This is a genomic window from Xanthomonas sp. 3793 (assembly GCF_024806835.1).
GTDB lineage: Bacteria > Pseudomonadota > Gammaproteobacteria > Xanthomonadales > Xanthomonadaceae > Xanthomonas > Xanthomonas arboricola_F.
On sequence record NZ_JANTYU010000001.1, the window covers coordinates 274048 to 299844 of the forward strand.

The 25797-nt window shown below is 65.0% G+C and carries 22 protein-coding genes; 17 read left to right on the forward strand and 5 right to left on the reverse strand.

Annotated elements, in window-relative coordinates:
- Positions 1–111 precede the first annotated feature (111 nt).
- On the forward strand, positions 112–795 hold the full coding sequence (locus FHY18_RS01175) for a hypothetical protein (RefSeq protein WP_259149910.1): 684 nt from the start codon (positions 112–114) through the stop codon (positions 793–795).
- 468 nt (positions 796–1263) lie between these two features.
- Here FHY18_RS01175 and FHY18_RS01180 read toward each other — a convergent pair whose 3' ends face one another.
- On the reverse strand, positions 1264–4050 hold the full coding sequence (locus tag FHY18_RS01180; protein ID WP_259149911.1) for an EAL domain-containing protein: 2787 nt from the start codon (positions 4048–4050) through the stop codon (positions 1264–1266).
- A 119-nt stretch (positions 4051–4169) separates the two neighbouring features.
- Here FHY18_RS01180 and FHY18_RS01185 point away from each other — a divergent pair, with 119 nt between their 5' ends.
- Both FHY18_RS01185 and FHY18_RS01190 read left to right on the forward strand, forming a co-directional pair.
- Positions 4170–6302, forward strand: coding sequence for a PAS domain S-box protein (locus tag FHY18_RS01185; protein WP_259149912.1), 2133 nt, complete (start codon positions 4170–4172; stop codon positions 6300–6302).
- Positions 6303–6305: 3 nt separating this feature from the next.
- Complete coding sequence (locus FHY18_RS01190; RefSeq protein WP_046964054.1) at positions 6306–8027, forward strand: EAL domain-containing protein; 1722 nt, start codon at positions 6306–6308, stop codon at positions 8025–8027.
- Between the two features lie 132 nt (positions 8028–8159).
- Here the strand turns inward: FHY18_RS01190 and FHY18_RS01195 are convergent, their stop codons facing one another.
- The 4 genes from FHY18_RS01195 to flgA form a co-directional block, all read right to left on the reverse strand.
- On the reverse strand, positions 8160–9386 hold the full coding sequence (locus FHY18_RS01195) for an ATP-binding protein (RefSeq protein WP_046964055.1): 1227 nt from the start codon (positions 9384–9386) through the stop codon (positions 8160–8162).
- Positions 9387–9686: 300 nt separating this feature from the next.
- Entirely contained in the window at positions 9687–10019 is a 333-nt protein-coding gene (locus FHY18_RS01200; protein ID WP_046964056.1) for a flagella protein, read from the reverse strand.
- Between the two features lie 15 nt (positions 10020–10034).
- Complete coding sequence (gene flgM, locus FHY18_RS01205; protein WP_014503328.1) at positions 10035–10346, reverse strand: flagellar biosynthesis anti-sigma factor FlgM; 312 nt, start codon at positions 10344–10346, stop codon at positions 10035–10037.
- Between the two features lie 66 nt (positions 10347–10412).
- On the reverse strand, positions 10413–11057 hold the full coding sequence (flgA, locus tag FHY18_RS01210; protein ID WP_039403905.1) for a flagellar basal body P-ring formation chaperone FlgA: 645 nt from the start codon (positions 11055–11057) through the stop codon (positions 10413–10415).
- Between flgA and FHY18_RS01215 the strand changes: the two genes are divergently transcribed.
- The 14 genes from FHY18_RS01215 (at position 11056) to FHY18_RS01280 (ending at position 25690) form a co-directional block, all read left to right on the forward strand.
- Positions 11056–11256: a hypothetical protein gene (locus FHY18_RS01215; protein WP_259149914.1), complete on the forward strand. Its 201-nt coding sequence runs from the start codon at positions 11056–11058 to the stop codon at positions 11254–11256. The genes flgA and FHY18_RS01215 overlap by 2 nt on opposite strands.
- Before the next feature lie 167 nt (positions 11257–11423).
- On the forward strand, positions 11424–12368 hold the full coding sequence (locus FHY18_RS01220) for a chemotaxis protein CheV (protein WP_003482947.1): 945 nt from the start codon (positions 11424–11426) through the stop codon (positions 12366–12368).
- A 331-nt stretch (positions 12369–12699) separates the two neighbouring features.
- Complete coding sequence (gene flgB, locus FHY18_RS01225) at positions 12700–13101, forward strand: flagellar basal body rod protein FlgB (protein WP_259149919.1); 402 nt, start codon at positions 12700–12702, stop codon at positions 13099–13101.
- 3 nt (positions 13102–13104) lie between these two features.
- Positions 13105–13512 carry a flagellar basal body rod protein FlgC gene (flgC, locus tag FHY18_RS01230; protein WP_005914451.1) on the forward strand — a complete coding sequence of 136 codons (408 nt, stop codon included), beginning with the start codon at positions 13105–13107 and terminating at the stop codon, positions 13510–13512.
- A 37-nt stretch (positions 13513–13549) separates the two neighbouring features.
- Positions 13550–14221 (forward strand): flagellar hook capping FlgD N-terminal domain-containing protein, encoded by a 672-nt coding sequence (locus FHY18_RS01235; RefSeq protein ID WP_259149937.1) that lies wholly within the window; start codon positions 13550–13552, stop codon positions 14219–14221.
- 31 nt (positions 14222–14252) lie between these two features.
- Positions 14253–15476: a flagellar hook protein FlgE gene (gene flgE / locus FHY18_RS01240; protein WP_259149938.1), complete on the forward strand. Its 1224-nt coding sequence runs from the start codon at positions 14253–14255 to the stop codon at positions 15474–15476.
- Positions 15477–15620: 144 nt separating this feature from the next.
- Positions 15621–16376, forward strand: coding sequence for a flagellar basal-body rod protein FlgF (flgF, locus tag FHY18_RS01245; protein ID WP_005914448.1), 756 nt, complete (start codon positions 15621–15623; stop codon positions 16374–16376).
- 879 nt (positions 16377–17255) lie between these two features.
- Positions 17256–18041, forward strand: a complete 786-nt coding sequence (gene flgG / locus FHY18_RS01250; protein WP_006452262.1) for a flagellar basal-body rod protein FlgG — start codon at positions 17256–17258, stop codon at positions 18039–18041.
- Between the two features lie 38 nt (positions 18042–18079).
- Positions 18080–18772, forward strand: coding sequence for a flagellar basal body L-ring protein FlgH (gene flgH / locus FHY18_RS01255; protein WP_259149944.1), 693 nt, complete (start codon positions 18080–18082; stop codon positions 18770–18772).
- Positions 18773–18782: 10 nt separating this feature from the next.
- On the forward strand, positions 18783–19901 hold the full coding sequence (locus FHY18_RS01260; protein WP_259149946.1) for a flagellar basal body P-ring protein FlgI: 1119 nt from the start codon (positions 18783–18785) through the stop codon (positions 19899–19901).
- A 1-nt stretch (position 19902) separates the two neighbouring features.
- Complete coding sequence (gene flgJ / locus FHY18_RS01265) at positions 19903–21081, forward strand: flagellar assembly peptidoglycan hydrolase FlgJ (RefSeq protein ID WP_259149949.1); 1179 nt, start codon at positions 19903–19905, stop codon at positions 21079–21081.
- 11 nt (positions 21082–21092) lie between these two features.
- Positions 21093–22967, forward strand: coding sequence for a flagellar hook-associated protein FlgK (gene flgK, locus FHY18_RS01270; RefSeq protein WP_259149951.1), 1875 nt, complete (start codon positions 21093–21095; stop codon positions 22965–22967).
- A complete protein-coding gene (flgL, locus tag FHY18_RS01275) occupies positions 22967–24172 on the forward strand; it encodes a flagellar hook-associated protein FlgL (RefSeq protein ID WP_259149952.1) in 1206 nt (401 codons plus the stop codon). The genes flgK and flgL overlap by 1 nt, the downstream gene beginning before the upstream one ends.
- A 318-nt stretch (positions 24173–24490) precedes the next feature.
- Positions 24491–25690, forward strand: coding sequence for a flagellin (locus tag FHY18_RS01280; RefSeq protein ID WP_104580609.1), 1200 nt, complete (start codon positions 24491–24493; stop codon positions 25688–25690).
- The last annotated feature ends 107 nt before the right edge of the window (positions 25691–25797 follow it).

The window sequence follows — 25797 nt, forward strand, 5'->3', positions numbered from 1 at the left end:
CTGTGGTTTGTCAGGCCTGGCCAAGGCCTCTACCATCCATCTCACTTCCCGAGCCCGTCACCAAGTCGGGCGATCAGCATGCTGTCTTCTTCGGATTGAGCACTGGATGCCATGAAAGCCGGTCGCCTGGCGTTGTTCGCGGCAGCACTTTCTCACTCGGCCAATGCGGCAGATGACAAGGTGTATCTTGAATTTCTCTGGGATGCGCGGCCACCTCATTCGATTGCCCGCCAGCAAACCATCCAGTTTTTGACCGATGGTCAGCACACTCACCAGGTGTGTGTCGCGACCAATCTCGCCGACACCGATGTAGGTGGGTTGGTAGTGAAGGCGTTCGATGCCTCCGGGCAGGAAGTGTCGAGCCACCATTACCCCGACTACCGGGGCGTCAAGCGCTGCTACGGTGCCGATCTGGGCCAGGGAGGCAAGCCTGGCCTGTGGACGTTTCGCGCAAGCACGGGAGATGGGCGCACCGGGGAAGAGACGTTGCAGGTCCATGCCAGGCTGGCAGACTCGCCACTGTCGAACGATCCGGGAACACCGTATGTCGTTGGCCGCCCGAACTATGACACAGCGATCCCGCCTGCCGAGTGGCATGGCCGCCTTGTCTGGGAAATGCAGGTCAATCCACAAGGCACGGTGACCGCGGTGACCGTGGTGACAGCAGAAGGCGTTGGCTTGAAACTTCACAGCCGTGCGATCGCAGCCGGCTATCTGTCCCTTTTCTTCCCTGATGAACGGCGAGAGCGCACACCGCTGCTCTGGAGGCGCGAGCTGTCGTTCGAACCGGAGTAAGGCCGGCACGACGCCGGTCGATCACGCTACATCGGTCGATGCGTATCGCGTGACACGGGTACGCTGGCAGTCATGCATGCACTGAACAACAGCCCTCGTTGTTCGTGGCGCTATCGAGCCATGCTGGATCCGTTCGGAGGATGTTCCAACCGCTTCCGGGGAGATCCATAACATCTTGCAGTGACCCATCAGGCGACGCGTCTGGACCGGGTTGTGTCCCTGTCCAGCAACGACAACATCGAGGTGTCCTACACGATGCCAGTGTCGCCTGTGACGAGCAAGCGCGATCCGCGCCGCTTGCGCTGCACGTGCTGCACATCAGGTCGGGTTCTGCGCCAGATCGCCGGCAACAGGCAGGCAGCAAACCGGTCACCTGTCGTCGCACCGCAGCGCAGCGGCACGGAGCCAATCGGATAACTAGGTGATAGTGCGCGGCGCCACGTATGCGGTGCCAGCATCGCCAGCGGCTTAGCTGGCAACTACCAAGCGTGCGCCCAGCCGCATGCCGGCTTCGGCCTCGCGCAGCCACTGCGCCATGTCGCGTGGCGACAACGGGCGCGAGTAGAAGTAGCCCTGGATCTCGTCGCAGCCCTGCTGGCGTAGCAAGGCATCTTCCTGCACGGTCTCCACGCCTTCGGCGACGACCTGCATGCCCAACGCATGGCCCAGATGCACGATGGCCTGGGTGACCTCGGCGGTGTTGGCATCGTCGAGCATGCCTTGCACGAAGCTGCGGTCGATCTTCAGGCGCTGCACCGGGAAGCGGTTGAGGTAATGCAGGTTCGAAAAGCCGGTACCGAAGTCGTCCACCGCCAGCAGCACACCATTCTGCTCGAACAATTCGAAGCAACGGCGCAGCGAATCCGAATCGCGAATCAGCGCGGATTCGGTCAATTCCAGCTCCAGCCGCGATGGCGGCCAGCTGTTGTCGCGGCAGATTTCCAGCACGCGCTCGGCAAAGCCGCGTTCGCGCAACTGCACGGCCGAGACGTTGACGGCGATGCGGCTGAAATTGAGGCCGGCGCGGTCCCAGACCACCGCCTGGCGGCAGGCTTCGCCGATCACCCACTCGCCCAGACGCACGATCTCGCCGCACTCTTCGGCGATCGGGATGAATTCGACCGGGCTGCAGGGACCATGGCCAGGACGATTCCAGCGCATCAGCGCTTCGATCGCCGGCGACGCATCGCCCACGGTATTGACCAGCGGCTGGTAGACCAGCGTGAACTCTTCACGCTCGAGCGCGCCCTGCAGCGCATGCTCGAGCTCAAGCCGGCGCTGCGCACGCAGCAGCACGTCCTGACTGTAGTAATGGAAGGTGTTGCGACCGGATTCCTTGGCCGCATACATCGCCGCATCGGCGGCGCGCAACAGGCTGTCGAAATCCGACAGGCCCTCTCCCTGCAGCGCAATGCCGATGCTGGCGCCGAGCTTGAGGGTGACGTGGTCCTTGCGGAGCGGCTCGCCCAGCGCGCTGATCAACTTGCGCGCGACGTGGCCGGCGTCCTCCGGCTCGGAGAGATCGCGCAGCAGTACGATGAATTCGTCGTCGCTGAAGCGGCCGAACAGATCGCTGTTGCGCAGATGCTGATGCAGGCGCGCCGACGCGAGCTTGAGCAGATTGTCGCCGGTGGCATGGCCGAACGAGTCGTTGATGCTCTTGAAACCGTCCAGATCGATCAGCAGCATGGCCAGCACCTGGCCGCGCTCGTGCGCCTCGCGAATGGCGTTCTCTGCCTGCTCGCGCAGCAGGAAGCGGTTCGGCAGTCCGGTCAGGCGGTCGTAGTGCGCCAGCAGCTCGATGCGTTCGTTGGCTTCGCGCTCGCGGGTGACATCGCGGAACAAGGCGACGAATCGTGGCGGCAAGCCTTCACGACGGTCCAGTTCGATCAGCACCTGCACCCAGATGCGTTGACCGGAGTTGCGGTAGAAGCACAGCTCCAGTTGCTCGGGCAGGCCGCCATCGGAGATGCGCAGCAGCGCCGCTTCGAAAGCATCGCGCGAATCCTGGGTGTACAGCGCAAGCGCCTGCTCCAGGGTGATGTTTTCCTTGCGCAGGCCGTGGATGCGGTAGCACTCCTCGGTCCACTGCATGCGGCGGGTGTCGACCTCGATTTCGCAGCCGCCGATCTTGCCCAACGCGGAAACGCGATTGAGCAACTCGGTGCGCCAGCGGATCAGCGCATCGGTCTGCCGCTGCTCGGTGACGTTCTGCAACTGGCCCAGCACACGCACCATGCTGCCATCGCCATCGAACACCGGCTGCGCCCAGACCCGCAGATGATGCGGATTGACGTCGAGCAGGCCATTGACCTCCAGCTCGAAATGCACCGGCAGGCCTTCGTGCTTGATCTTGCGCCAGGCACCGCGCAGTTGCGCGACCGAGGGCCGGGCGAGCAGGCGCAGCAGATCGCGAATCCCACTCAAACGCAGTTGGGTCATGCCGAGCTGCTGCAGGAAATCCTGAGAGATCCACAGGTTGTCCTTCAGCGAATCCCAGCTCCAGCTACCCATGCTGGCGATGCGCTGGGCCTCTTCGAGCTGGGCCTGCTGCTCGCGCAGCTGCTGCTCGAGTAATTTGTGGTGATGCACGTCGGTATGGGTGCCGACCATGCGCAGCGGGCGGCCATCGGCGGTGCGCGAGACCACGCGGCCGCGATCGAGGATCCAGCGCCATTGGCCGTCGTGCTGGCGCAGCCGGAACTCGGCAACGTAGGTATCGGTACGCCCGTCCAGATGCGCCTGGACCGCGGCGCTGACCTGCGCGTGGTCGTCGGGATGAATCAGCCCGGACAACGCGGTGAGATTGTTCGGCAGGGGCTGCTCGGAATAGCCGAGCATGCGGGTCCAACGTTCGGAGCGGTACACCACGTCGGCCGGGATATCCCAGTCCCACAACCCATGGTCGGCGCTGTCCAGGCCCATTTCCCAGCGGCTGGTGCCATCGGCGCCCACCGGCTCGGGAATGCTCAGGGTGAAGGCCATGATCTGGCCATGTTCGTCGCAGACCGCACGCAGCCAGCCTTCCAGCCGTCCGCCCCCGGCTCCAGGCAACACGCAGGCCGCCATGCCGCCGTTTTCGGCCACCTGGACGCGGCTGCTCTCCAGCACTTCGGCATACGCACCAAGGGTTGCCGGCAGCCCCAGGGACTGCGCAACGCGATTGGCCGCCAGGGGCTGGCCATGCGCATCCAACAACACCACCGCTGAGGTCAGCGGGTGCTGCAGCATGCTTGCAATGACGCCTGAGTCCACTCTGGAACACTCCGAAGGATCGCCCCCTGCCTCGGGGTCGCAATGGATAACGGCCGCCCGGCGGATTAGTTGAGGCGGGTGTTTGGGGCGCGACCGAACCGGGATCAGTTACGGCTAATATGTCCGCATCGCCAGCTCCAGAGGTCGTCCGCGGACCCATGCACCAACCTGTCGCAGCGCCCGCGTTCTCGTCGCCTCCGGTTTCCCGACTTCGCCTGGCCGAACGCCTGCAGCAAGGCCTGTGGACGCTGACCGGGCTGTACCTGTTGATCGGCGTGGTGTGGCTGCTGCTGGGCAACCGATTGCTGAACCTGGCTGGCGCGACGGTACCGGAGCGCTGGTCCGACGCCAGCTTCCTGCTGGTGTCGAGCATCGTGATCCACCTGGTGCTGCGGCGCTTCATGACCTTGATCGTGGAAGAGCATGCGCAATTGGCGCAGTCCGAGGCCCTGCTGCAGGCCAAGTTCCTGGCCCTGCCCAGCCCGGCCTTCATTTACGACCTGGCCACCTTGCGCATCCTCGACGCCAATCCGGCGGCGCTGGAATTCTTCGGCTGGGAGCGCGACGAATTCCTGCAGCAGACGCTGCAGGCGATCTGGCCCAACGCCGATGGTGCGCGGCTGGAAGACATCATTGCGCAGATCCGCGGCAAGGGCGATGCCACCTGCGTGTTGAACGAAGATCTGCTGACCCGCGGCGGGCTGCGGCATGTCGAGGTGCGCAGCAACCAGCTGCATCTGGCCAGCGGCCCTGCCCGCCTGGTGGTGACGGTGGACCGCAGCGAAGAGCGACAGGCGCAGCATCTGCGCGACGAAGCGCTGGAGCGGCTGGAAGAAGCGCAAGGCATCGCGCGGTTGGGCTCATGGCAGCTTGATCGCACCACCGGCCTCGGCCGTTATTCGTCGGCGGTCTACCGCATCCTGGGGCGCGGCGTGCCGATGCATCGCCGCGAACATCGGCTGGAAGAGCTGCTGACCGCGTCCGACACCGCCACCCAGACGCGCATCGAACGCATGATCGAAGACATGTGCACCGGCGGCGAAGTACAGATCGATGTGCTGCTGCCGCTCACCGGCGGCGATTCGCAACCGCGCACCGTGCATCTGCGCGCGGAGAGCGTGACCCTGCCCAGCGGCGCGCGACATGTGCACGGCACCTTGCAGGATGTCAGCGAACGCGAACAGTCGCGGCGTCTGCTGCGCGAACGCGAAGAACAATTCCGCGAGTTGGTGCGGGTGCTGCCGGACGGCGTGTTGATCCTCGCCGACGAGCACGTGATGTACGCCAATGCCGCCGGCTCGATCCAGTTCGGCTTCCAGGGCGAAACCATCCTGGGCGAGCCGCTGCAGACGCTGGTCGGCGATTCCGACCTGTCGGTGGTGCGCGAGTATCTGCGCGCCGGCAGCGATCGCAATGAGCCGGTGTCCAGTGCGCGGGCGATGCGCCGTCGCGATGGCAGCACGTTCTATGCAGGCTTGTCGGCCGGTGATATCCGCTATGGCGGGCGCAGCTGCAAGCTGCTGGTGGTGCGCGACCTGAGCGAGCCCGAGCGCATACGCGACGCGCTGGCCGAGAGCAATGCGGAGCTGCAGGCCATGGCCAAGCGCCTGTTCTCGCTGCAGGAAGACGAACGCCGCGCGATCTCGCGCGATCTGCACGACGATATCGGCCAGGCGATCACGGCAATGAAGCTGTCCGCGCACGCCGCGCTGGACGAACCGGATCCCGACGCGCGCCGCGAAGACCTGCTGGAAGTGGTGTCGCTGGCCGACAGCACCGTGACCAAGCTGCGCAACCTGTCGATGCTGCTGCGTCCGCCGCAACTGGACGCGCTGGGGCTGGAAGCGGCGTTGCGCTGGCAGGCGTCGATGCTGTTCCGCGCCTCGCACGTGCGCCTGGAACTGGACATCCAGGCGCTCGACGTCCGCCCGGGCAACGAGATCGAGCAGGCGTGTTTCCGGATTGCGCAGGAAAGCCTGACCAACGCCTTGCGGCATGCATGCGCGGGCGAGGTGCGCATGAGCCTGCAATCGATCGACAGCGAGAGTTTCCGCCTGGAAGTCAGCGACGACGGCGATGGCTTCGAGCCGGAAGGCCCGCGCGGGCTTGGACTGATCGTGATGCGTGAGCGCGCGCAAACCGTCGGCGGCGTGCTCGCGATAGACTCTGCACCCGGAGCAGGCACGCGCGTCACGTTGCGCCTGCCCTATCACCCGGCCGGCGAGTCCGTCCACGAAGATGGTGGACGTTGAGTCATGTGGAGCCCCGTAATCCCGCCCGGATTGGAAATCGTCAAACCGACACGCCTGGGCGCGGGCAATCCCGAATTGCTGCATCTGGTCGACGCGGCCGCGTCCGGCGGCCAGCCGTTGATGATCTTCCATGTCGATATCGACCACTTTGCCTCGATCAACGAGAACATGAGTGGCGAGGTCGGCGATCAGGCGCTGACGCTGGCCGCGCGCCGATTGCAGGAATTTCTTGGCACGCGCGGCAAGCTGTGGCGGCACGGCAGCGACGAGATGATCATCGTGGCGGTGCGCCGCGACGACACCCCGTTGCCGGAGGATTTTGCCGAAGAGATTCGCCAGCAGCTGGAATTGCCGCTGTCGGTGCTGCCGTACACCTTGTTCATGACCGGCAAGGTCGGCATCAGCCTGTGTCCGGAACACTCGACCTCGCTCTCGATCCTGCTCGACTACGCCGAGGAAGCCAGCTACCAGGCCGCGCGCGAAGGCGGCAACACGGTGCGCCTGTACACGCGCAATTCTGCGACCAACGCGCATAGCGAAAGCATCATTGCGCGGCAGATCGTCGATGCGATCCCGCATGGCGAGCTGCGCCTGCGCTATCAACCGCTTGTCAGCGCGCGCGACGGCCGCATCGTCGGCATGGAGGCGCTGCTGCGTTGGCAATCGCCCACCCTGGGCATGCTGGTGCCGGAGCGCTTCATGCGCACCGCCGAGCGCCTGGGCGTGATCGTGCAGATCGGCGAATGGGTGCTGCAGAACGCAGTGCGTCAGGCGCGTCTATGGCGCGACCAGGGCTTCGACGACTTCAGCATCGCGGTCAATGTCTCCACGCTGCAGCTGTTGCGGCCGGGCTTCTTCAACGAAGTGATGGCGATGCTGCAGACCGCCGGCGTGCCGGCGCAGTTCGTGACCCTGGAGATCAACGAAAGCGCGTTGACCAACAACGTCAACTTCGTCCACGAGACGATGGCCAACCTGCGCAATGAAGGCATCAGCCTGAGCCTGGACAACTTCGGCACCGGCGATTCCAGCCTGAGCGCCCTGGTGCGTTACCCGGTGGACCGGCTGAAGATCGACCGCAGCTTCATCAAGAGCGCGCCGGCCGGCAGCCGCGAGGCGGCGATCGCGCGCGCCATCATCGCGATGGGCCATCAGCTGGGCATGACGGTCATTGCCAATGGCGTGGAATCGCAGGCGCAGCTGGGGTTTTTGCGCCGCAACGATTGCGACATCTTCCAGGGCTACCTGTTCGGCGAACCGATGTCGGCCGAGTCCGCCGGCATGGCCTTGCGCCGGCGTTATCTGCGCCCGGAATCGTTTGCCGAAAGCCGCCCCGACCGCACCCTGCTGCTGCTGGACGACGAAGAGAACGTGCTGCGCTCGCTGGTGCGCTTGTTCCGCCGCGACGGCTACCGCATCCTGGCCGCCGGCAACGTGCGCGATGCCTTCGACCTGCTCGCCACCAACGACGTGCAGGTGATCCTGTCGGACCAGCGCATGAGCGACATGAGCGGCACCGAGTTCCTGGGCCGGGTCAAGATGCTTTATCCCGACACCGTGCGCCTGGTGCTGTCCGGCTATACGGATCTGGCCACGGTGACCGAGGCGATCAACCGCGGCGCGATCTACCGCTTCCTGACCAAGCCCTGGAACGACGACGAACTGCGCGAGCATATTCGCCAGGCGTTCCGTACCCATGACGAATTGCGGAATGGCCGGGAATAGGGATTGGGGAGTCGGGATTGGTTAGAAGCGGGCTCTGCGCTGTTGTGTCAGATGGCCCATTGACGATCAGCAACAGCAAGAGCCGCTTTTGCGAATCCCCAATCCCGATTCCCCAATCCCAGCGCGCCAGCGCTACTTCGGCTGCCGGATCGGCAGCACGATGCGGAAGCTGGCGCCCTGCCCTGGCACGCTTTCCACGTCGATGCGGCCGTGGTGCTTGTTGATGATGCCGTAGGAGATCGACAGGCCCAGGCCGGTGCCGCTGCCGACCGGCTTGGTGGTGAAGAATGGATCGAAGATACGCTGAAGCAGATCCGGAGCGATACCGGCGCCGCTGTCCTGGAACTGGATCCAGACGTTTTCGGCCTCGTCGCGCCCGGTGGTGACGGTGATCGTGCCGCGCTCGACGATCGCCTGGCCGGCGTTGAGCAGCATGTTCATGTAGACCTGGTTGAGCTCGGACGGCAGGCATTCCACCAGCGGCAGCTCGGCGTAATTGCGCTCCAGGGTCACCTTGTACTTGAGCTCGTTCCAGATGATGTTGATCGTGGATTCCAGGCCTGCGTGCAGGTCGACCATCTTCCAAGACTCGGAACGGTCCGAGTACGAGAAGTCCTTGAGGTCGCGCACGATACGGGTCACCCGCTCGATGCCTTCGCGCGATTCGGCCATCAACTGCGGCAGATCGCGGCTGATGAAGTCGATGTCGGCGCGGTTGCGGATTTCGTCGATTTCCGGAATCAAGGCCTTCGGGTCCGGCGCCTGCAGCGCGCGCTCGTAGGCTTCGATCAGCGTGAACAGGCTGCGCAGGTATTCCTGCAGGCTGCCCAGATTGGAGTGGACGTAACCGATCGGGTTGTTGATCTCGTGCGCCACGCCGGCGGCCAGCTGGCCGATGGAGGCCATCTTTTCCGACTGCAGCAGCTTGTCCTGCGCCCCGTTCAAGCGCATATAGGCCTGGCGCAGTTCGGCATGGCGCTGTTGCAGCTCGCGCTCGTAATCCTGCTGCCCTTCGATGTTGTGGAACAACGCGAGGAAGTGGCCGACGCCCTGCTCTTCGTTGTAATACAGGTGCGCGATGACCACGCGGTCGGCCACCGGCAGACTGCCGGTCCAACTGCCCTTGCTGCGTGCCTGATTCAGTGCATCCGATGGCAAGACCTGCGAGATCCGCTCGCCCAGGTTGCGATCGTCGGCGGGGTCTTCCTTGCACAGGCTTTGACGCGCGACGGCGTTGGCCAGGATCAGCTGCCCATCGGCGCGGAACAGCAACACGCCTTCAAGCATCTGGTCGCCGAATGCGCGCAGGATGGTCGAAGACGGCAACAACGATTGGTTGAGAAAAAACTTGGCGGTCACGGGACAGGGCGGCAGCAAGGACGCCTCAATATACGCCCAACCCTGGGGCGGCCGTATCGCCGCTTGGTCTTAGGGCCGTCGCTGAAACGACTTCATGCACGACCGGAGGGCGCGGCCGGTGATCTGCAGTGGCGCGCGTGCGTGATCTCACGGCGGTCACTCCACGCCGTTCTTCTCTGTCGGTACTGCAACGTCGGCCAGCCCGCCTTGTCGGCGGCAGCAACGCCGCATCGCCTTCTGCCACCGCATCGATCTGCGTGCAGCACCCACGGTGCGTACGCCCGACGCAGGATGGCTGGCTCAGGCCACTGCCAGCGAACGTCCGCCGCGCAGCACGTTGGATTGGCCCTTGGCATCGTACGAAGGCGCGCTTTCGGTACGCCCCAGGTGCCGCAATGCCCAGTTCACCTCGCGGCGGCGGCGTGCCAGCAGCGCGCCATTGGCACGGTTGGCTTCGGCCAGCTCACGCAGGCGGTCTTCTTCGCCTTCGGGCATTGCCGCTTCAAGCGCGCGCAGCGCCGACAGTTTGTCCTGCGTGTGCCGCATCAACCCATCGATGTCGTTCTCGAGTAATGCCTGGCGCTCGCCGGCCAGCGCATCGCTGAGACGTTGCAGGAACTCGTTCACGTTCATCCTTTAAGTCGGGAATCAACCCGCCAGTTGCTGATTCAGATCCATCATGCGGCTGGCGATGGCATCCGGATTGATGGAGTAGCTGCCGTTCTGCAACGCATCCTTCACCGCCTGGACGCGACCGGTGTCGATCGCCGAGGACTGCGAAAGCTCGCGCTGCAGGTTCTGCAGGTTGGTCGCCTCGCCGGTCAGCTTGACGCTGTCGGTGGGCGGGGTTGCGGCAACCGGGGACGCGCGATCTTCGCCGGCCGAAGCGATCTTGCTGCTCGTGGCCGCGGTACGAAGGGTGGCAGCGGTCGGTAGATTGCCTTCGATTTTCTGGGTCATGTCAGGAACTCCTCTACAGGTCGTAGGGGATAACGGCACCCAGAAAAAAAACTTTATAGAAAATTTTTACCTGGAGACCACAACGGTTCCGCTCGCTTCAACAATCCCCTGCACCACCCGGCGCGACGAGGAATTTTCGACGGAAACGCGCTCGTTTTCGCCGGCATCGGAGAGTGCGCGACCGCTCATGCGCACCTCCAGACCGCCATTTCGCGAGACCAGCGGGACGGTGTCGCCGCGCCGGACCAGCCGCTGCGTCACCAGATCGTTGGCCGAGAGCAGTGAGCCGGCCGGCAGGATGCGGCGAGCGGACTTGCCCACTGCGGCCACCGGATCGGCAAGTACCGCGCCGACGATGCGGGCGGCGTCACGCTTCTCGATACTGATATCGGCCAGCGAGATGGTTTCTCCAGCGCTGATGCCGCGGCGCAGCACCAGCACATCCTGATTGCGGCGCACCTTCAACGGCACGAACAGGCGCCAACCGGCCGGCTGCGGGCAGGCAACCTCCACCGTATTGGTACCGGTGGGCTGAGCCTGCAATGCGATCGGACAGGCCGGCATGCGCAGCCCCGGATCGAGCGTGGCCTCGGCTTCGGCGTCCGGGCCGACGGTGGCCAGCGCCGCAGCGCGGATGGAATCGACAGACTGATAGCTCTGGGCCCAGGCCGGAGCGGCAGCCAACAAGATGACAAGCAGGAGCAGGCGCATGGGACCAGATCCGGAGGAAGACGGAACAGACACTGCAAGCGGCGTGCCTGTTTTTGCCGGGATTGGGGAGTCGGGATTGGGGATTGGCAAGAGCGGCTTCGCGGGTGATTCATTTACCTGCTGCCAAGGCCATTTTACCTACCGGATCTATCCGACGACTTCTGGAGGTCTCAAGGATGCAGAAGCAGCAGCGGCCTGAGCAACCAGCTAATGCGCGCCCCTGTAGCGAATCCCTAATCCCTAATCCCAAATCACCTAATCCCGGCGCTCGAGCGAATCCCCACTCCCGAATGCCGAATCCCGACAGCGCCCCCGACCAGCCACAAAGCCCTCAAGTTTCCAGGCGGCGCTGTCGATATCTGCCCCATGACCCACGATCTGCTCAACCGCATCGACCAGCGCACCCGACTGGCTGGCCACAACCGACTGGCGCTGCTGCTGTTCCGGCTGGGCGGACGCCAGCTTTTTGGCGTCAACGTCTTCAAGGTCCAGGAAGTGCTGCGCCGGCCCGAGCTGTTCCAGGTGCCCGGCCTGCCCACCGAGTTCGCCGGCGTTGCCGACGTACGCGGGCGGTCGGTGCCGGTACTGGATCTGGGCCTGGCCATCGGCCACCCGGAGCGCGACTCGCACTCCGAGAACGGACCGGGCTACCTGGTGGTGGCCGAGTTCAACCGCTCGGTCCAGGGGTTCCTGGTCAGCGGCGTGGAGCGCATCGTCAATATTGCGGTGGAAGATATCCACCCGCCGCCGGAACTTGGCGCCGAAGCCACTTATTTGACGGCGGTGACGCGGTTCCAGGGCGAGCTGATCCAGGTGATCGACGTGGAAAGCGTGCTGGCCGACATCGCCAAGGTCAGCAAGGACGTGCAGCTGGACCCGTCGCTGCAGCTGGTGGCCTACGACCGCCAGTTCCAGGTATTGGTGGTGGACGACTCGCGGGTGGCGCGTCAGCAGATCCGCAGCGTGCTCGACCAGCTGGGCGTGTCGGCAACCTTGTTGTCCGATGGCCGCCAGGCGCTGGATCACCTGCTGCAGGTGGCCGCGTCGGGCGAGAACCCGGCCGACCGCTATGCGATGGTGATCTCCGATATCGAAATGCCGGCAATGGACGGCTACACGCTGACGACGGAAATCCGGCGCACGCCGGGCCTGCAAGGCCTGTACGTCCTGCTGCACACCTCCCTGTCGGGCGTGTTCAACAACGCCATGGTCGAACAGGTCGGCGCCAATGCCTTCGTGGCCAAGTACAGCGCCCACGAATTGGCCGATTACGTGCTGGCCCGCCTGAAAGTTGTCGCCGAAGCGGCCTGAGCAGGTTGCTCGGCCGCCGGATCAGCGCCGATCGCAGGACAGCGCGCTGCGCCTGGCTGCAAGCACACCGCGGCGGATAAACTGGGTCGGTGCGTCGACGCGCCCTCGAGGCGGTACCTGCGACGCCAGACCGCGCCTCCGGGAAGTCCGAACCTTCCGGCTTGCCGCGCTTGATTGAAGCAAACTTCGTGGACAGGGCTCCATCGCATCTTCCGGACGGCAAGTTGCCGTTCGTCGGCAGCGCCGATCGTTCTCCGCGTTCTGCGGCCCGCGCCACCTCGATTGGCACAAACATTGCTTCCTCCCTGGCAACACTTCGCGGGAGAGCACCGTGTCCAATCCCTTCTCGTCCTTCCTCGGCGTCCATGGCGACGCGTTGACGCTGCGCGAGCAGCGCATGAAGCTCATTGCCAGCAATCTGAGCAATGTGGACACCCCCGGGTACAAGGCCAAGGATCTCAACTTCGAAGCGGCGCTGAAATCGGCCCAGGGCGTGCAGGACGGCGGCCTGATGCAGGCCACCGACGCCAAGCACTACGAAGTGGGCGGCAGCGCCGGGCTCAACCCGTTCCAGATCACCCGCGAATCCGATCAGCCGAGCCTGGACGGCAATACCGTCGATCCGGATGCAGAACGCGCCGCCTACGGCCGCGCCGCGCTGGAATACCGCGCGTCGCTGAGCTTCCTCGAATCCAAGGTGCGCTCGATGCTCACCGCGATCACGGGCCAATAAGTCATGAGCAATCTTCCCATTTTCGATGTGGCCGGCTCGGCGCTGCATGCGCAGTCGGTCCGCCTGAGCACCATTGCCTCCAACCTGGCCAATGCCGACTCGGTGGCCGGTTCTGCAGAAGCGACCTACAAGCCGATCGAGCCGATTTTCCAGGCCCAGCAGAGCCGCCAGGACCCCAGCCTGACCTCGGTGAACGTCAAGGAAATCACCACCACCAACGCGCCGCCGATCCGTCGCTACGAGCCAGGCCATCCGCTGGCCGATGCCGACGGCTACGTGTTCTCGCCCGACGTGGACCCGGTCTCGCAGATGGTCAACATGATTTCTGCCTCGCGTAATTACCAGGCCGGCGTGGAAATGCTCAATACCGCCAAGGAACTGGCGCTCGCGACTCTCACGATGGGTCGCTGACCCTTCCTAGCTGACCTTTACCAACGGACCATTCCAGATGAGCACGATCGGCAGTGACCTCTACGCCAGCCTCGGGCTGAGCACCAGCAGCGCCGCCTCCACAAAAAAGAAGGAGGAGTCCCTGGGCCAGGCCGACTTCCTCAAGTTGATGACCGAGCAGTTGCAACACCAGGACCCGCTCAAACCGATGGAAAACAGCGCGTTCCTGGGCCAGTTGGCGCAGTTCTCCACCGTGCAGGGCATTGGCGACCTCAATACCAAGGTCGGCAACTTCTCCGATTCGATGAACGCCGACCAGGTGCTCAAGGGCGCGGCGCTGGTCGGGCACAACGTGCTGGTGCCCTCCGCGCAGGTCGCCATCGACGCCACCGGCTCGGCCAAGGGCGTGGTCGCGGCGACCTCGGCCGGCACCGTCAACTTCGAAATCACAGATGCCAACGGCGCCTTCGTCAAGCAGCTCAGCGTGCCGGCCAGCGCCGCCGGCGAGGTGTCGTTCGCCTGGGATGGCACCGACGCCAACGGCAACCGCATGGCTGCCGGCAAGTACGGCATTACCGCCACCCAGACCGACACCGCCGGTTCCAAGAGCAAATTGTCCACCTATGTCGATGCACCGGTGGACAGCGTCACGATCGGCTCGGACGGCCTGTATCTCAACCTGACGGGGCTCGGTACGTCCCCGCTCGCCAACGTGCTCCGCGTCAGCTGAGCCGGCAACCGACACTCAAAGGAACTCATCCATGGCTTTCAATACCTCGTTGTCCGGCATCAACGCAGCCAATGCCGATCTGAACGTCACCTCCAACAACATCGCCAACGTCAACACCACCGGTTTCAAGGAATCGCGTGCCGAGTTCGCCGACATGTTCCAGAGCACCAGCTACGGCCTGTCGCGCAATGCGGTTGGGTCGGGCGTGCGGGTCAGCAACGTGGCGCAGCAGTTCTCGCAGGGCAATATCGACCCGACCGGGCGCAGCCTGGACCTGGCCGTCTCCGGCGAGGGCTTCTTCACCGTGACCTCCAACGGCGCCAAGATGTACACCCGCGCCGGCAACTTCCAGACCGATGCCAATGGCTACGTGGTCAATCCGCAGGGTGCGCGCCTGCAGGTGTTCGCGCCCAACCCCAGCGGCAATGGCTTCGACGTGGGCCGCCTGTCGGACCTGCAGCTGCTGACCACCGACAGCCCGCCCAAGTCGACCTCCACGGTCAACCTGGCCTTTACCCTGCCCGGCAATGCCACCGCACCGACGGTGACCCCGTTCAGCCCGGCCGACGACAAGACCTACAGCCATTCCACCGGCGGCATCAACGTCTATGACTCGCTGGGCGTCAGCCACGTGCAGACCTCCTATTTCGTCAAGACCGCCAACCCGAACGAATGGCAGGTGCACAACTACGTGGACGGTGCGGCGGTCGGTGCGCCGACCACGCTGCAGTTCTCCGACACCGGCTCGCTGACCACCCCGGCCAACGGCATCATCACGATGGACCCGTTCACCCCCAGCACCGGTGCCGGCGTGCTGAACATGCGCCTGGACGTCAGCGGCTCCACTCAGTACGGCGAAGCCTTCGCCCTGCGCGACACCCGCCAGGACGGCTATGCCAGCGGCAAGCTCAACGAGATCAGCATCGACACCAGCGGCGTGGTGTTCGCGCGCTATTCCAACGGTGCCGACAAGCCGCTGGGCCAGGTTGCGCTGAGCAGCTTCGTCAACCCGCAGGGCCTGCAGTCGCAGGGCAACAACATGTGGGCCGAAAGCTACACCTCCGGCGCCGCCCGCACCGGTGCGCCAGACACCTCGGACCTGGGCCAGATCGAATCCGGCTCGCTGGAAGCCTCCACGGTGGACCTGACCGAGCAGCTGGTGAACATGATCGTGGCCCAGCGCAACTTCCAGGCCAACTCGCAGATGATCTCGACCCAGGATCAGGTCACCCAGACGATCATCAATATTCGTTAACGGCTGGGATTAGGGATGGGGGATTAGGGATTGGCAAGAGCGGGCATTGCATCCAACCGATGCCCGCAATGTCCCCTCCTCTCCCAGGTCATAACAGCCCGCGTTTACGAATCCCGAATCCCGACTCCCCAATCCCGGTGCCTCATGGACAAAGCTCTCTACGTTGCGATGACCGGTGCCCGTGCCTCCCTGCAGGCACAGAGCACCGTGTCGCACAATCTCGCCAACGTCGATACGGTGGGATTCAAGGCCGCGTTGGCCAATACCGAGGCCTTCAAGATCCAGGGCAAGGGCTATCCGTCGCGGATCGATGCGCTGCACGTGGACCAAGGCTTCGACCGCAGCCAGGGCCATCAGAAGGTGACCGGCAACCCGCTGGACGTGTCGCTGCAGCAGGACCGCTGGCTGGCGGTGCAGTCGCCCGACGGCAGCGAGGCCTACACCCGCAACGGCGAGTTGGCGCTCACCGCCAACGGCCAGCTGGTCACCGCCAACGGCCACGCGGTGCTGGATGAAGGCGGCAACCCGATGACCATCCCACCGCACCAGGCGATGGAAATCGGCAGCGACGGCAGCATCTCGATCATTCCGCAGGGCGAAGGGCCGCAGACCATGGCCATCGTCGGCAAGATGAAGGTGGTCGATGCCCCCGCCGACCGGCTGACGCGGCGCCCCGACGGGCTGATGCGCAACACCAGCACCGACCCGGCGCAGGCGTTCGCGGTGGCCACCGGCAAGACCGTCAACAGCGGCATGCTGGAAGGCAGCAATGTGGATGCCGCCGGCGCGCTGGTGGAGATGATCCAGCTGCAGCGGCAGTTCGAAATGCAGGTCAAGATCATCAAGAACGGCGACGACAACGCCCAGTCGGCCAATTCGCTGCTGCGTGTCAGCGGTTAAGCGCGACTGACGCCCACTGCCCTCCCGCCGATTGGCTTGCTGCTCTGCCGCGCACCTGGATGGCGGCCGCCCGGGGGACGTGGCTCGCGAGCGAAGTGACATGTCCTTCGACTCCGACTCCTGCGGTCTCGCAGGCGGTTCGTACGCGGTTGACGCTGACTACCGATGGTTTGTCGGCCAGGTGTGTGAGGTTGGCAATGCTGCTGATCTGGGCCTTCGCTGCAGAGCGCTGGTTTGTGACTTGGTTGCAGGGCCCTTGCCCGCCCACCGTCGCGGGACACGCCGCAAGTACGTCCCTGACGGTGGGCGGGCAAGGACCAGTCGAGACGGTCGGTCCGCAGGGTGCAAACACTGCCTGACATGGGTTGCTGAGGAACGGCGCCACCCCTCATCTTCTCAATACAAGCCGAGCAATGGACAAGCTTTGAAAGCAACCGGCAAACGCTCTGGTGCGGTGCCCTCGCCGCTTGCGGGACCGTGTGGCGGCATGGATGCCGCCACCGAGCCTACAGGGACGTACTTGCGGCGTGTCCCGCGAGCGGTGAGGGCACCGCGCGCTCGACCAACCAGGCTGTTGACTGTGTCGCAGTGCCAGCCGGCACATCCCAAGAACCCTTCCGCACGCAGCGCCAAGGGCTCACACCTCGTCGAACTCCTCGCTGACCGGCGAGCGCTCTGCCGCGCCTGATCTGCGGCGCAGGTTTCCACCGCTTCCGCCTAGCCGCAGCCTATCCGCCCCCCCGCCCCGCGCAGGCCGCCGCGCCCGCTCCGCGTGATCCAGCGCACAGCCGGCAAAAATCCGGCGCGGCTTTGGCACGGCACGTGCATATACCCAGCCGTACCCGGAACACATCCCCGGGTCTAACGAGGAATCGGGTCATGAATCAGGCTTTGTGGGTCGCCAAAACCGGACTGGATGCGCAGCAGACGCGCATGTCGGTCATTTCCAACAACCTGGCCAATACCAATACCACCGGCTTCAAACGCGACCGTGCCGCGTTCGAAGACCTGCTGTATCAACAGGTGCGCGCTCCCGGCGGCTCGACGTCGGCGCAGACGCAGCTGCCGACCGGCCTGCAGCTGGGCACCGGCGTGCGCGTGGTGTCCACCTTCAAGGGCTTTGACCAGGGCAGCCAGCAGCAGACCGGCCGCGCGCTCGACGTGATGGTCAACGGCCGCGGCTTCTTCGAAGTGCAGATGCCTGACGGCACCTCGGCCTACACCCGCGACGGCACCTTCCAGATCAACGCGCAGGGCGAAGTGGTCACCAACAGTGGCTACCCGCTGCAGCCGGGCATTCAGGTGCCCGAAGGCGCGCAGTCGCTGACCATCGGCAACGACGGCACCATCAGCGTCACCCTGGCCGGGCAGGCCGCCGCGCAGGAAATCGGTGCGCTGACGCTAACCGACTTCATCAACCCCTCGGGCCTGCAGTCCAAGGGCGAGAACCTGTTCGTCGAAACCACCGCCTCCGGCCCCGCGCAGAACGGCACTCCGGGCCTCAACGGCCTGGGTACCACCGTTCAGGGCGCGCTGGAAGGCAGCAACGTCAATACGGTGGAAGAGCTGGTGAGCATGATCGAAACCCAGCGCGCCTACGAAATGAACGCCAAGGCGATCTCCACCACCGACTCGATGCTCGGTTACTTGAACAACAACGTCTGATCGGCCCGCCGGTCGCTGCCCTCTCAGGAATCCACGCCATGTCACGCCTGCCTTCCCTTTCCTCCCTGTGCCTCGCCATTGCCTGCAGCGCGCTGCTGGGTGGATGCGTGGCGGCCGGCGATGTACGGCCGTTCGCCGAACTGGCGCCGATCGTGCCGGTGGTCGCGCCGGTGGCGCAGCCCACCGCTGGGGCGATCTACGCCGCCGGCCCGAGCCTGAATCTCTACGGCGATCGTCGTGCACGCGATGTCGGCGATCTGCTGACGGTGAACCTGGTGGAAAGCACCACCGCCTCGTCCACCGCCAATACCAGTGTCAGCAAGGCCGACACGGTCGACATGAGCACGCCGACGCTGCTGGGTGTTCCGCTCACCGTCAACGGCACCGATGTGCTGCGCAACTCCACCAGCGGCGACCGCAGCTTTGCCGGCAAGGGCAATACCGCGCAGAGCAACCGCATGCAGGGCAGCGTGACCGTCACCGTGATGCAGCGCCTGCCCAACGGCAATCTGGTGATCCAGGGGCAGAAGAACCTGCGCCTGACCCAGGGCGACGAGCTGGTGCAGGTGCAAGGCATCGTGCGCGCCGCCGACATCGGCCCGGACAACACCGTGCCCTCCAGCAAGGTGGCCGACGCCCGCATCGCCTACGGCGGCCGTGGCGCGATCGCGCAGTCCAACGCGATGGGCTGGCTGAGCCGCTTCTTCAATTCCCGTCTGTCGCCCTACTGAGCCTGCGACCATGAACCTGTCTTCCCTGCCCTTCCGTCTGCTCGCCGCTGCCGTTGCGCTGTGCGCAATTGCCGCGCCGGCCTCGGCCGAGCGCATCAAGGATCTTGCCCAGGTCGGCGGCGTGCGCGGCAACGCGCTGGTCGGCTACGGCCTGGTGGTGGGCCTGGACGGCAGCGGCGACCGCACCAGCCAGGCGCCCTTCACCGTGCAGAGCCTGAAGAACCTGCTCGGCGAGCTGGGCGTCAATGTTCCGGCGAACGTCAACCCGCAGCTGAAAAACGTCGCGGCCGTGGCGATCCACGCCGAACTGCCGCCGTTCGCCAAGCCCGGCCAGCCGATCGACATCACCGTCTCCTCGATCGCCAACGCGGTGTCGCTGCGTGGCGGCTCACTGCTGATGGCACCGCTCAAAGGCGCCGACGGCCAGGTCTACGCGATGGCACAGGGCAACCTGGTGGTCGGTGGCTTCGGCGCGCAGGGCAAGGACGGCTCGCGCGTCTCGGTCAACATTCCCAGCGTCGGTCGCATTCCCAACGGCGCCACCGTCGAACGCGCCTTGCCGGATGTGTTTGCCGGCAGCGGCGAGATCACCCTCAACCTGCACCAGAACGACTTCACCACCGTCTCGCGCATGGTTGCGGCGATCGACAACAGCTTCGGCGCTGGCACCGCGCGTGCGGTGGACGGCGTGACCGTGGCAGTGCGCTCGCCGACCGACCCGGGCGCGCGCATCGGCCTGCTGGCGCGGCTGGAAAATGTCGAACTCTCGCCGGGCGACGCACCGGCCAAGGTGGTGGTCAATGCACGTACCGGCACCGTGGTCATCGGCCAGCTGGTGCGGGTGATGCCGGCCGCCATCGCGCATGGCTCGCTCACCGTGACCATCAGCGAGAACACCAACGTCAGCCAGCCGGGCGCCTTCAGCGGCGGCCGCACGGCGGTGACCCAGCAATCGACGATCACGGCCACCTCCGAAGGTAGCCGCATGTTCAAGTTCGAAGGCGGCACCACGCTCGATCAGATCGTTCGCGCGGTCAACGAAGTGGGCGCAGCTCCCGGCGACCTGGTCGCCATTCTCGAAGCCCTGAAGCAGGCTGGCGCGCTGACGGCGGAGCTGGAGGTCATCTGACATGCGTATCGCAGCCTCGCCCATTGATCTCAACCCGAGCACCAAGGCCGATCCGGCAAAGATCGACAAGGTCTCCCGTCAGCTCGAAGGCCAGTTCGCGCAGATGCTGGTCAAGAGCATGCGCGATGCGAGCTCCGGCGACCCGATGTTTCCGGGTGAAAACCAGATGTTCCGCGAGATGTACGACCAGCAGATGGCCAAGGCGCTGACCGAAGGCAAGGGCCTGGGCCTGTCGGCGATGATCTCCAAGCAGCTGAGCGGCGACACCGGCGGCCCGGCGTTGAACACCTCGCTCAGCACCGCCGACGCTGCCAAGGCCTATTCGCTGGTGGCCGGCAAGCGCGATGCCTCGTTGCCGCTGCCCGCCCGCGATGGCGCCGCCAGCGGCATCGGCGCGACCCTGGGCGCGGCAGCCAAGCTCGGCGCAGGTGCGCTGGGCGGCGTCGGCATGAGCCAGGTACTGGACCTGATCGCCGGTCGCACCGGCAGCAGCGATGCCGGCAGCGACGATGCGGCCGCACTGAGCTGGCCCTCGGCCAACGACCGCTGGAGCGACGTGGCCGCCAGCGATGCCGCCGATGCCAATGCCGCGGTCAACGCGAGCGCGGCCAGCAGTGCTGCGGCCAGCCTGGGCGAGCGCACTCCGGAAGGCTTTGTCGCCAAGATCTGGACGCATGCGCAGAAGGCCGCGCGCGAACTGGGCGTGGACCCGCGTGCGCTGGTCGCGCAGGCCGCGCTGGAAACCGGCTGGGGCCGGCGCGGCATCGGCAACGGCGGCGATTCCAACAACCTGTTCGGCATCAAGGCCACCGGCTGGAACGGCGCCAAGGTCACCACCGGCACCCACGAATACGTCAATGGCGTCAAAACCACCGAAACCGCCGATTTCCGCGCCTATGGCTCGGCCGAGGAAAGCTTTGCCGACTACGTGCGCCTGCTGAAGAACAACAGCCGCTACCAGGGCGCCTTGCAGGCCGGCACCGATATCCGCGGTTTTGCACGCGGCTTGCAACAGGCCGGTTACGCCACCGATCCGGGCTACGCAGCCAAGATCGCGGCGATCGCCAACGGGCCGACCATCGACCGCGCGGTGGCCGCCATCGGCAACGCAGCGGCAGATCTGTCCAACCGTTACGCCAGTACCGCCGAGCCCGCCGGGTTCGGCACCACCCGTCGTTGAGGTAAACGCCCATGTCCATCATGTCCACCGGGACCAGCGCGCTGATCGCCTTCCAACGGGCGTTGTCGACCGTTAGCCATAACGTCGCCAACATCAATACCGAAGGCTACAGCCGCCAGCGGGTGGAATTTGCAACGCGCACGCCCACCGACATGGGCTACGCGTTCGTGGGCAATGGCGCCAAGATCACCGATGTGGGTCGGGTGGCGGATCAGCTGGCCATCTCGCGCCTGCTCGACAGCGGCGGCGAGCTCTCGCGGCTGCAGCAGCTGTCCTCGCTGTCCAACCGCGTGGACGCGCTGTATTCCAACACCGCCACCAATGTGGCCGGGCTGTGGTCGAACTTCTTCGACTCCACCAGTGCGGTGTCGTCCAATGCGTCCTCCACCGCCGAGCGCCAGAGCATGCTCGACAGCGGCAATTCGCTGGCGACGCGTTTCAAGCAGCTCAACGGGCAGATGGACAGCCTGAGCAATGAAGTCAACAGCGGATTGACGTCCTCGGTGGACGAAGTCAACCGTTTGACGCAGCAGATCGCCAAGATCAACGGCACCATCGGCAACAGCGCGGCCAACGCGTCGCCGGACATGCTGGACCAGCGCGATGCGCTGGTGAGCAAGCTGGTGGGCTACACCGGCGGCACCGCGGTGATGCAGGACGGCGGCTTCATGAATGTCTTCACCGCCGGTGGCCAGGCGCTGGTGGTGGGAACCACCTCGTCCAAGCTCACCACCGTCGCCGACCCATACCAGCCGACCAAGCTGCAGGTGGCGATGCAGACCCAGGGGCAGAACGTCAGCCTCAGCGCCAGTTCGTTGGGCGGCCAGATCGGCGGCCTGCTGGAATTTCGCAGCAGCGTGCTGGAGCCGACCCAGGCCGAACTGGGCCGCCTTGCGGTGGGCATGGCCAGCACCTTCAATGCCGGTCATGCGCAGGGCATGGACCTGTACGGCGCGATGGGCGGCAACTTCTTCAACATCGGTTCGCCCACCACTGCGGCCAACCCGGGCAACACCGGCACCGCGTCGCTGACCGCCAGCTTCAGCAACATGTCGGCGGTGGATGGGCAGAACGTCACGCTCAGCTTCGACGGCACGGCGTGGAAGGCCACCAGCGCCAGCACCGGCGCGGCGGTGCCGATGACCGGCACCGGCACCCCTGCCAACCCGCTGGTGCTCAATGGCGTGAGCATGGTGGTGGGCGGTACACCGGCCAACGGCGACAAATTCCTGCTGCAGCCCACCGCCGGACTGGCCGGTACCCTATCGGTGGCCATCACCGACCCGTCGCGCATTGCCGCGGCCACCCCGGTCAAGGCCACCGCCACCGTCGCCAACCTGGGCTCGGGCAAGATCAGCGACGTCAAGGTCACCAATGCGCAGAACCCGGCGCTGCTGACCCCGTCGTCGGTGGAGTTCATCGACGCCAATCAATACACCATTGACGGTACCGGCCCGTTCGCCTACACCGCCGGCCAGACCATCAGCGCCAACGGCTGGAGCTTTACGCTGGATGGCGCGCCCAAGGCCGGCGATACGTTCGGCGTGGGCCCGATGGGCGCCGGCTCCAGCGACAACGGCAATGCCAAGTTGCTGGCCAAGATCGACGATGCCAAAGCGCTCAGCGGCGGCACCGTCACGCTCAACGGCGCGCTGTCGGGCCTGACCACGTCGGTGGGCTCGGCGGCGCGTGCGGCCGATTACGCCGCCGACGCGCAGAAGGTCATCAACGACCAGGCGCAGGCCAGCCGCGATTCGATTTCCGGCGTCAACCTCGACGAGGAAGCCGCCAACATGCTCAAGCTGCAGCAGGCCTATCAGGCCGCCGCACAGATGATCTCCACCGCCGACACCATCTTCCAAGCCATCCTGGGCGCCGTACGCTGATGACCGACCGTATCTCCACCAGCATGATGTACAGCCAGTCGATCGCCTCGATGGGCGCCAAGCAGACGCGGCTGAACCAGCTCGAGTCGCAGCTGTCCAGCGGCCAGCGCCTGGTCACCGCCAAGGACGATCCGGTCGCCGCAGGCACCGCAGTGGGCCTGGACCGTGCGCTGGCCGCGATCACGCGTTTCGGCGAGAACGCCAACAACGTGCAGAACCGCCTGGGCCTGCAGGAAAACGCGCTGTCGCAAGCCGGTGACAAAATGGCGCGCGTCACCGAGTTGGCGGTGCAGGCCAACAACTCCTCGCTCAGCCCCGACGACCGCAAGGCGATCGCCTCGGAGCTGACCGCGTTGCGCGACAGCATGGTCAGCCTGGCCAACAGCACCGACGGCACCGGGCGCTATCTGTTCGGCGGCACCGCCGATGGCAGCGCGCCGTTCATCAAGAGCAATGGCGGCGTCGTCTATAACGGCGACCAGACCCAGAAGCAGGTCGAAGTGGCGCCGGACACCTTTGTCAGCGACACCCTGCCCGGCAGCGAAATCTTCATGCGTATCCGCACCGGCGACGGCACCGTGGACGCGCACCCTTCCAACGCCAATACCGGCACCGGGCTGTTGCTGGATTTCAGCCGCGATGCCAGTACCGGCAGCTGGAACGGCGGCAGCTACAGCGTGCAGTTCACCGCCGCCGACACCTACGAGGTGCGCGACAGCACCAATGCAGTGGTCAGCACCGGCACCTATAAGGATGGCGACGACATCACCGCAGCCGGCGTGCGCATGCGCATCAGCGGCGCACCGGCGGTCGGCGACAGCTTCCAGATCGGCGCCTCCACCACCAAGGACGTGTTCTCCACCATCGACGATCTGGTCGGCGCGCTCAACTCCGATACGCTGACCCAGCCGCAGAAGGCGGCGATGATCAATACGCTGCAGACCTCCATGCGCGACATCGCGCAGGCTTCGTCGAAGATGATCGATGCGCGCGCCTCCGGCGGCGCGCAGTTGTCGGCCATCGACAACGCCAACTCCTTGCTTGAATCCAACGAAGTCACGCTCAAGACCACCTTGTCGTCGATCCGCGATCTGGACTACGCCTCGGCGATCGGGCAGTACGAACTCGAGAAGGCCTCCCTGCAGGCCGCTCAGACCATTTTTCAGCAGATGCAGTCCTCGTCCTTGTTCAACCTGATCCGCTGATTTGCAGCAGAAAACCTGCGTTTTCTTCGCTCCTGCGCGTGAGCACTTGCGCAGGCGGACGGAGTTTATTTTTCGAACAGTTATACCAACGCTAAAGATTGACGGGGTGCTGCCGAATAAACCAAACCCCTTGATACACAACGCTTACGCATTTCGTCCCGCAGCAGAAAAACAGTAAAAAAATACTGGATTTCGCTAAAGGTTCCCGACGCAACGCCGTTATTCATCTCAGCAGCGGCAACGGCCAACTTGATGGCCCCCCTGCGGAGGCTCCGGGCAAGTCCCCCTTGCCGGAAAAATCGCTTAGGAGAAATCAAAATGGCACAGGTAATCAACACCAACGTAATGTCGCTGAACGCTCAGCGTAACCTCAACACCAGCAGCGCCAGCATGTCGACGAGCATCCAGCGTCTGTCGTCTGGTCTGCGCATCAACAGCGCCAAGGACGACGCCGCAGGTCTGGCGATCTCCGAGCGTTTCACCACGCAGATCCGCGGCCTTGACGTTGCCTCGCGCAACGCCAACGACGGCATCTCGCTGGCCCAGACCGCCGAAGGCGCGATGGTCGAAATCGGCAGCAACCTGCAGCGTATCCGCGAGCTGTCGGTGCAGTCGTCCAACGCCACCAACTCGGCCACCGACCGCGACGCGCTGAACTCGGAAGTCAAGCAGCTCACCGCCGAAATCGACCGCGTTGCCAACCAGACCAACTTCAACGGCACCAAGCTGTTGAACGGCGACTTCTCCGGCGCGCTGTTCCAGGTCGGCGCCGACGCCGGCCAGACCATCGGCATCAACAGCATCGTCGACGCCAACGTCGATTCGCTGGGCAAGGCCAGCTTCGCCGCCGCCGTCTCCGGCGCTGGCGTGACCGGCACCGCCACCGCGTCGGGTTCGGTCTCCGGCATGAGCCTGTCCTTCAATGACGCCAGCGGCGCGGCCAAGAGCGTCACCATCGCCGACGTCAAGGTCGCTTCCGGCGACACCGCTGCCGACGTGAACAAGAAGGTCGCTGCGGCCATCAACGACAAGCTGGACCAGACCGGCATGTACGCCTCGATCAAGACCGACGGTACGTTGCAGATCGAATCGCTGAAGGCTGGCCAGGACTTCACCTCGCTGACTGCCGGCACTTCCAGCGCCACCGGCATCACCGTCGGCGCCGGCCTCACCACCGCCTCGGCCGCTTCCGGCTCCACCGCGTCGACCCTGAGCAGCCTGGATATCTCCACGTTCTCCGGCTCGCAGAAGGCCCTGGAAATCGTCGACAAGGCGCTGACCGCGGTCAACTCCTCGCGCGCCGACATGGGTGCGGTGCAGAACCGCTTCACCTCCACCATCGCCAACCTGAGCGCCACCTCGGAAAACCTGTCGGCTTCGCGTAGCCGTATCCGCGACACCGACTACGCCAAGGAAACCGCCGAACTGACCCGCACGCAGATCCTGCAGCAGGCCGGTACCGCGATGCTGGCCCAGGCCAAGTCGGTTCCGCAGAACGTGCTGAGCCTGCTGCAGTAACTTGCCTGAGGCATCAGCAGCGCTTTGCAGCGAATCAAAAGCCCCTCTTCGGAGGGGCTTTTTTGTGGGCGCGGATTTTTTGACGCCGGGCGATTGACGCGGCAGGC

What these genes read in the sequence shown, in the direction of transcription:
- FHY18_RS01175 (WP_259149910.1), top strand. Translation starts at nt 112, where the DNA reads ATGAAAGCCGGTCGCCTGGCGTTGTTCGCGGCAGCACTTTCTCACTCG.
- FHY18_RS01185 (WP_259149912.1), top strand. Translation starts at nt 4,170, where the DNA reads ATGTCCGCATCGCCAGCTCCAGAGGTCGTCCGCGGACCCATGCACCAA.
- FHY18_RS01190 (WP_046964054.1), top strand. Translation starts at nt 6,306, where the DNA reads ATGTGGAGCCCCGTAATCCCGCCCGGATTGGAAATCGTCAAACCGACA.
- FHY18_RS01200 (WP_046964056.1), bottom strand. Translation starts at nt 10,019, where the DNA reads ATGAACGTGAACGAGTTCCTGCAACGTCTCAGCGATGCGCTGGCCGGC.
- flgM (WP_014503328.1), bottom strand. Translation starts at nt 10,346, where the DNA reads ATGACCCAGAAAATCGAAGGCAATCTACCGACCGCTGCCACCCTTCGT.
- FHY18_RS01215 (WP_259149914.1), top strand. Translation starts at nt 11,056, where the DNA reads ATGGGACCAGATCCGGAGGAAGACGGAACAGACACTGCAAGCGGCGTG.
- flgA (WP_039403905.1), bottom strand. Translation starts at nt 11,057, where the DNA reads ATGCGCCTGCTCCTGCTTGTCATCTTGTTGGCTGCCGCTCCGGCCTGG.
- FHY18_RS01220 (WP_003482947.1), top strand. Translation starts at nt 11,424, where the DNA reads ATGACCCACGATCTGCTCAACCGCATCGACCAGCGCACCCGACTGGCT.
- flgC (WP_005914451.1), top strand. Translation starts at nt 13,105, where the DNA reads ATGAGCAATCTTCCCATTTTCGATGTGGCCGGCTCGGCGCTGCATGCG.
- FHY18_RS01235 (WP_259149937.1), top strand. Translation starts at nt 13,550, where the DNA reads ATGAGCACGATCGGCAGTGACCTCTACGCCAGCCTCGGGCTGAGCACC.
- flgE (WP_259149938.1), top strand. Translation starts at nt 14,253, where the DNA reads ATGGCTTTCAATACCTCGTTGTCCGGCATCAACGCAGCCAATGCCGAT.
- flgF (WP_005914448.1), top strand. Translation starts at nt 15,621, where the DNA reads ATGGACAAAGCTCTCTACGTTGCGATGACCGGTGCCCGTGCCTCCCTG.
- flgG (WP_006452262.1), top strand. Translation starts at nt 17,256, where the DNA reads ATGAATCAGGCTTTGTGGGTCGCCAAAACCGGACTGGATGCGCAGCAG.
- flgH (WP_259149944.1), top strand. Translation starts at nt 18,080, where the DNA reads ATGTCACGCCTGCCTTCCCTTTCCTCCCTGTGCCTCGCCATTGCCTGC.
- FHY18_RS01260 (WP_259149946.1), top strand. Translation starts at nt 18,783, where the DNA reads ATGAACCTGTCTTCCCTGCCCTTCCGTCTGCTCGCCGCTGCCGTTGCG.
- flgJ (WP_259149949.1), top strand. Translation starts at nt 19,903, where the DNA reads ATGCGTATCGCAGCCTCGCCCATTGATCTCAACCCGAGCACCAAGGCC.
- flgK (WP_259149951.1), top strand. Translation starts at nt 21,093, where the DNA reads ATGTCCATCATGTCCACCGGGACCAGCGCGCTGATCGCCTTCCAACGG.
- flgL (WP_259149952.1), top strand. Translation starts at nt 22,967, where the DNA reads ATGACCGACCGTATCTCCACCAGCATGATGTACAGCCAGTCGATCGCC.
- FHY18_RS01280 (WP_104580609.1), top strand. Translation starts at nt 24,491, where the DNA reads ATGGCACAGGTAATCAACACCAACGTAATGTCGCTGAACGCTCAGCGT.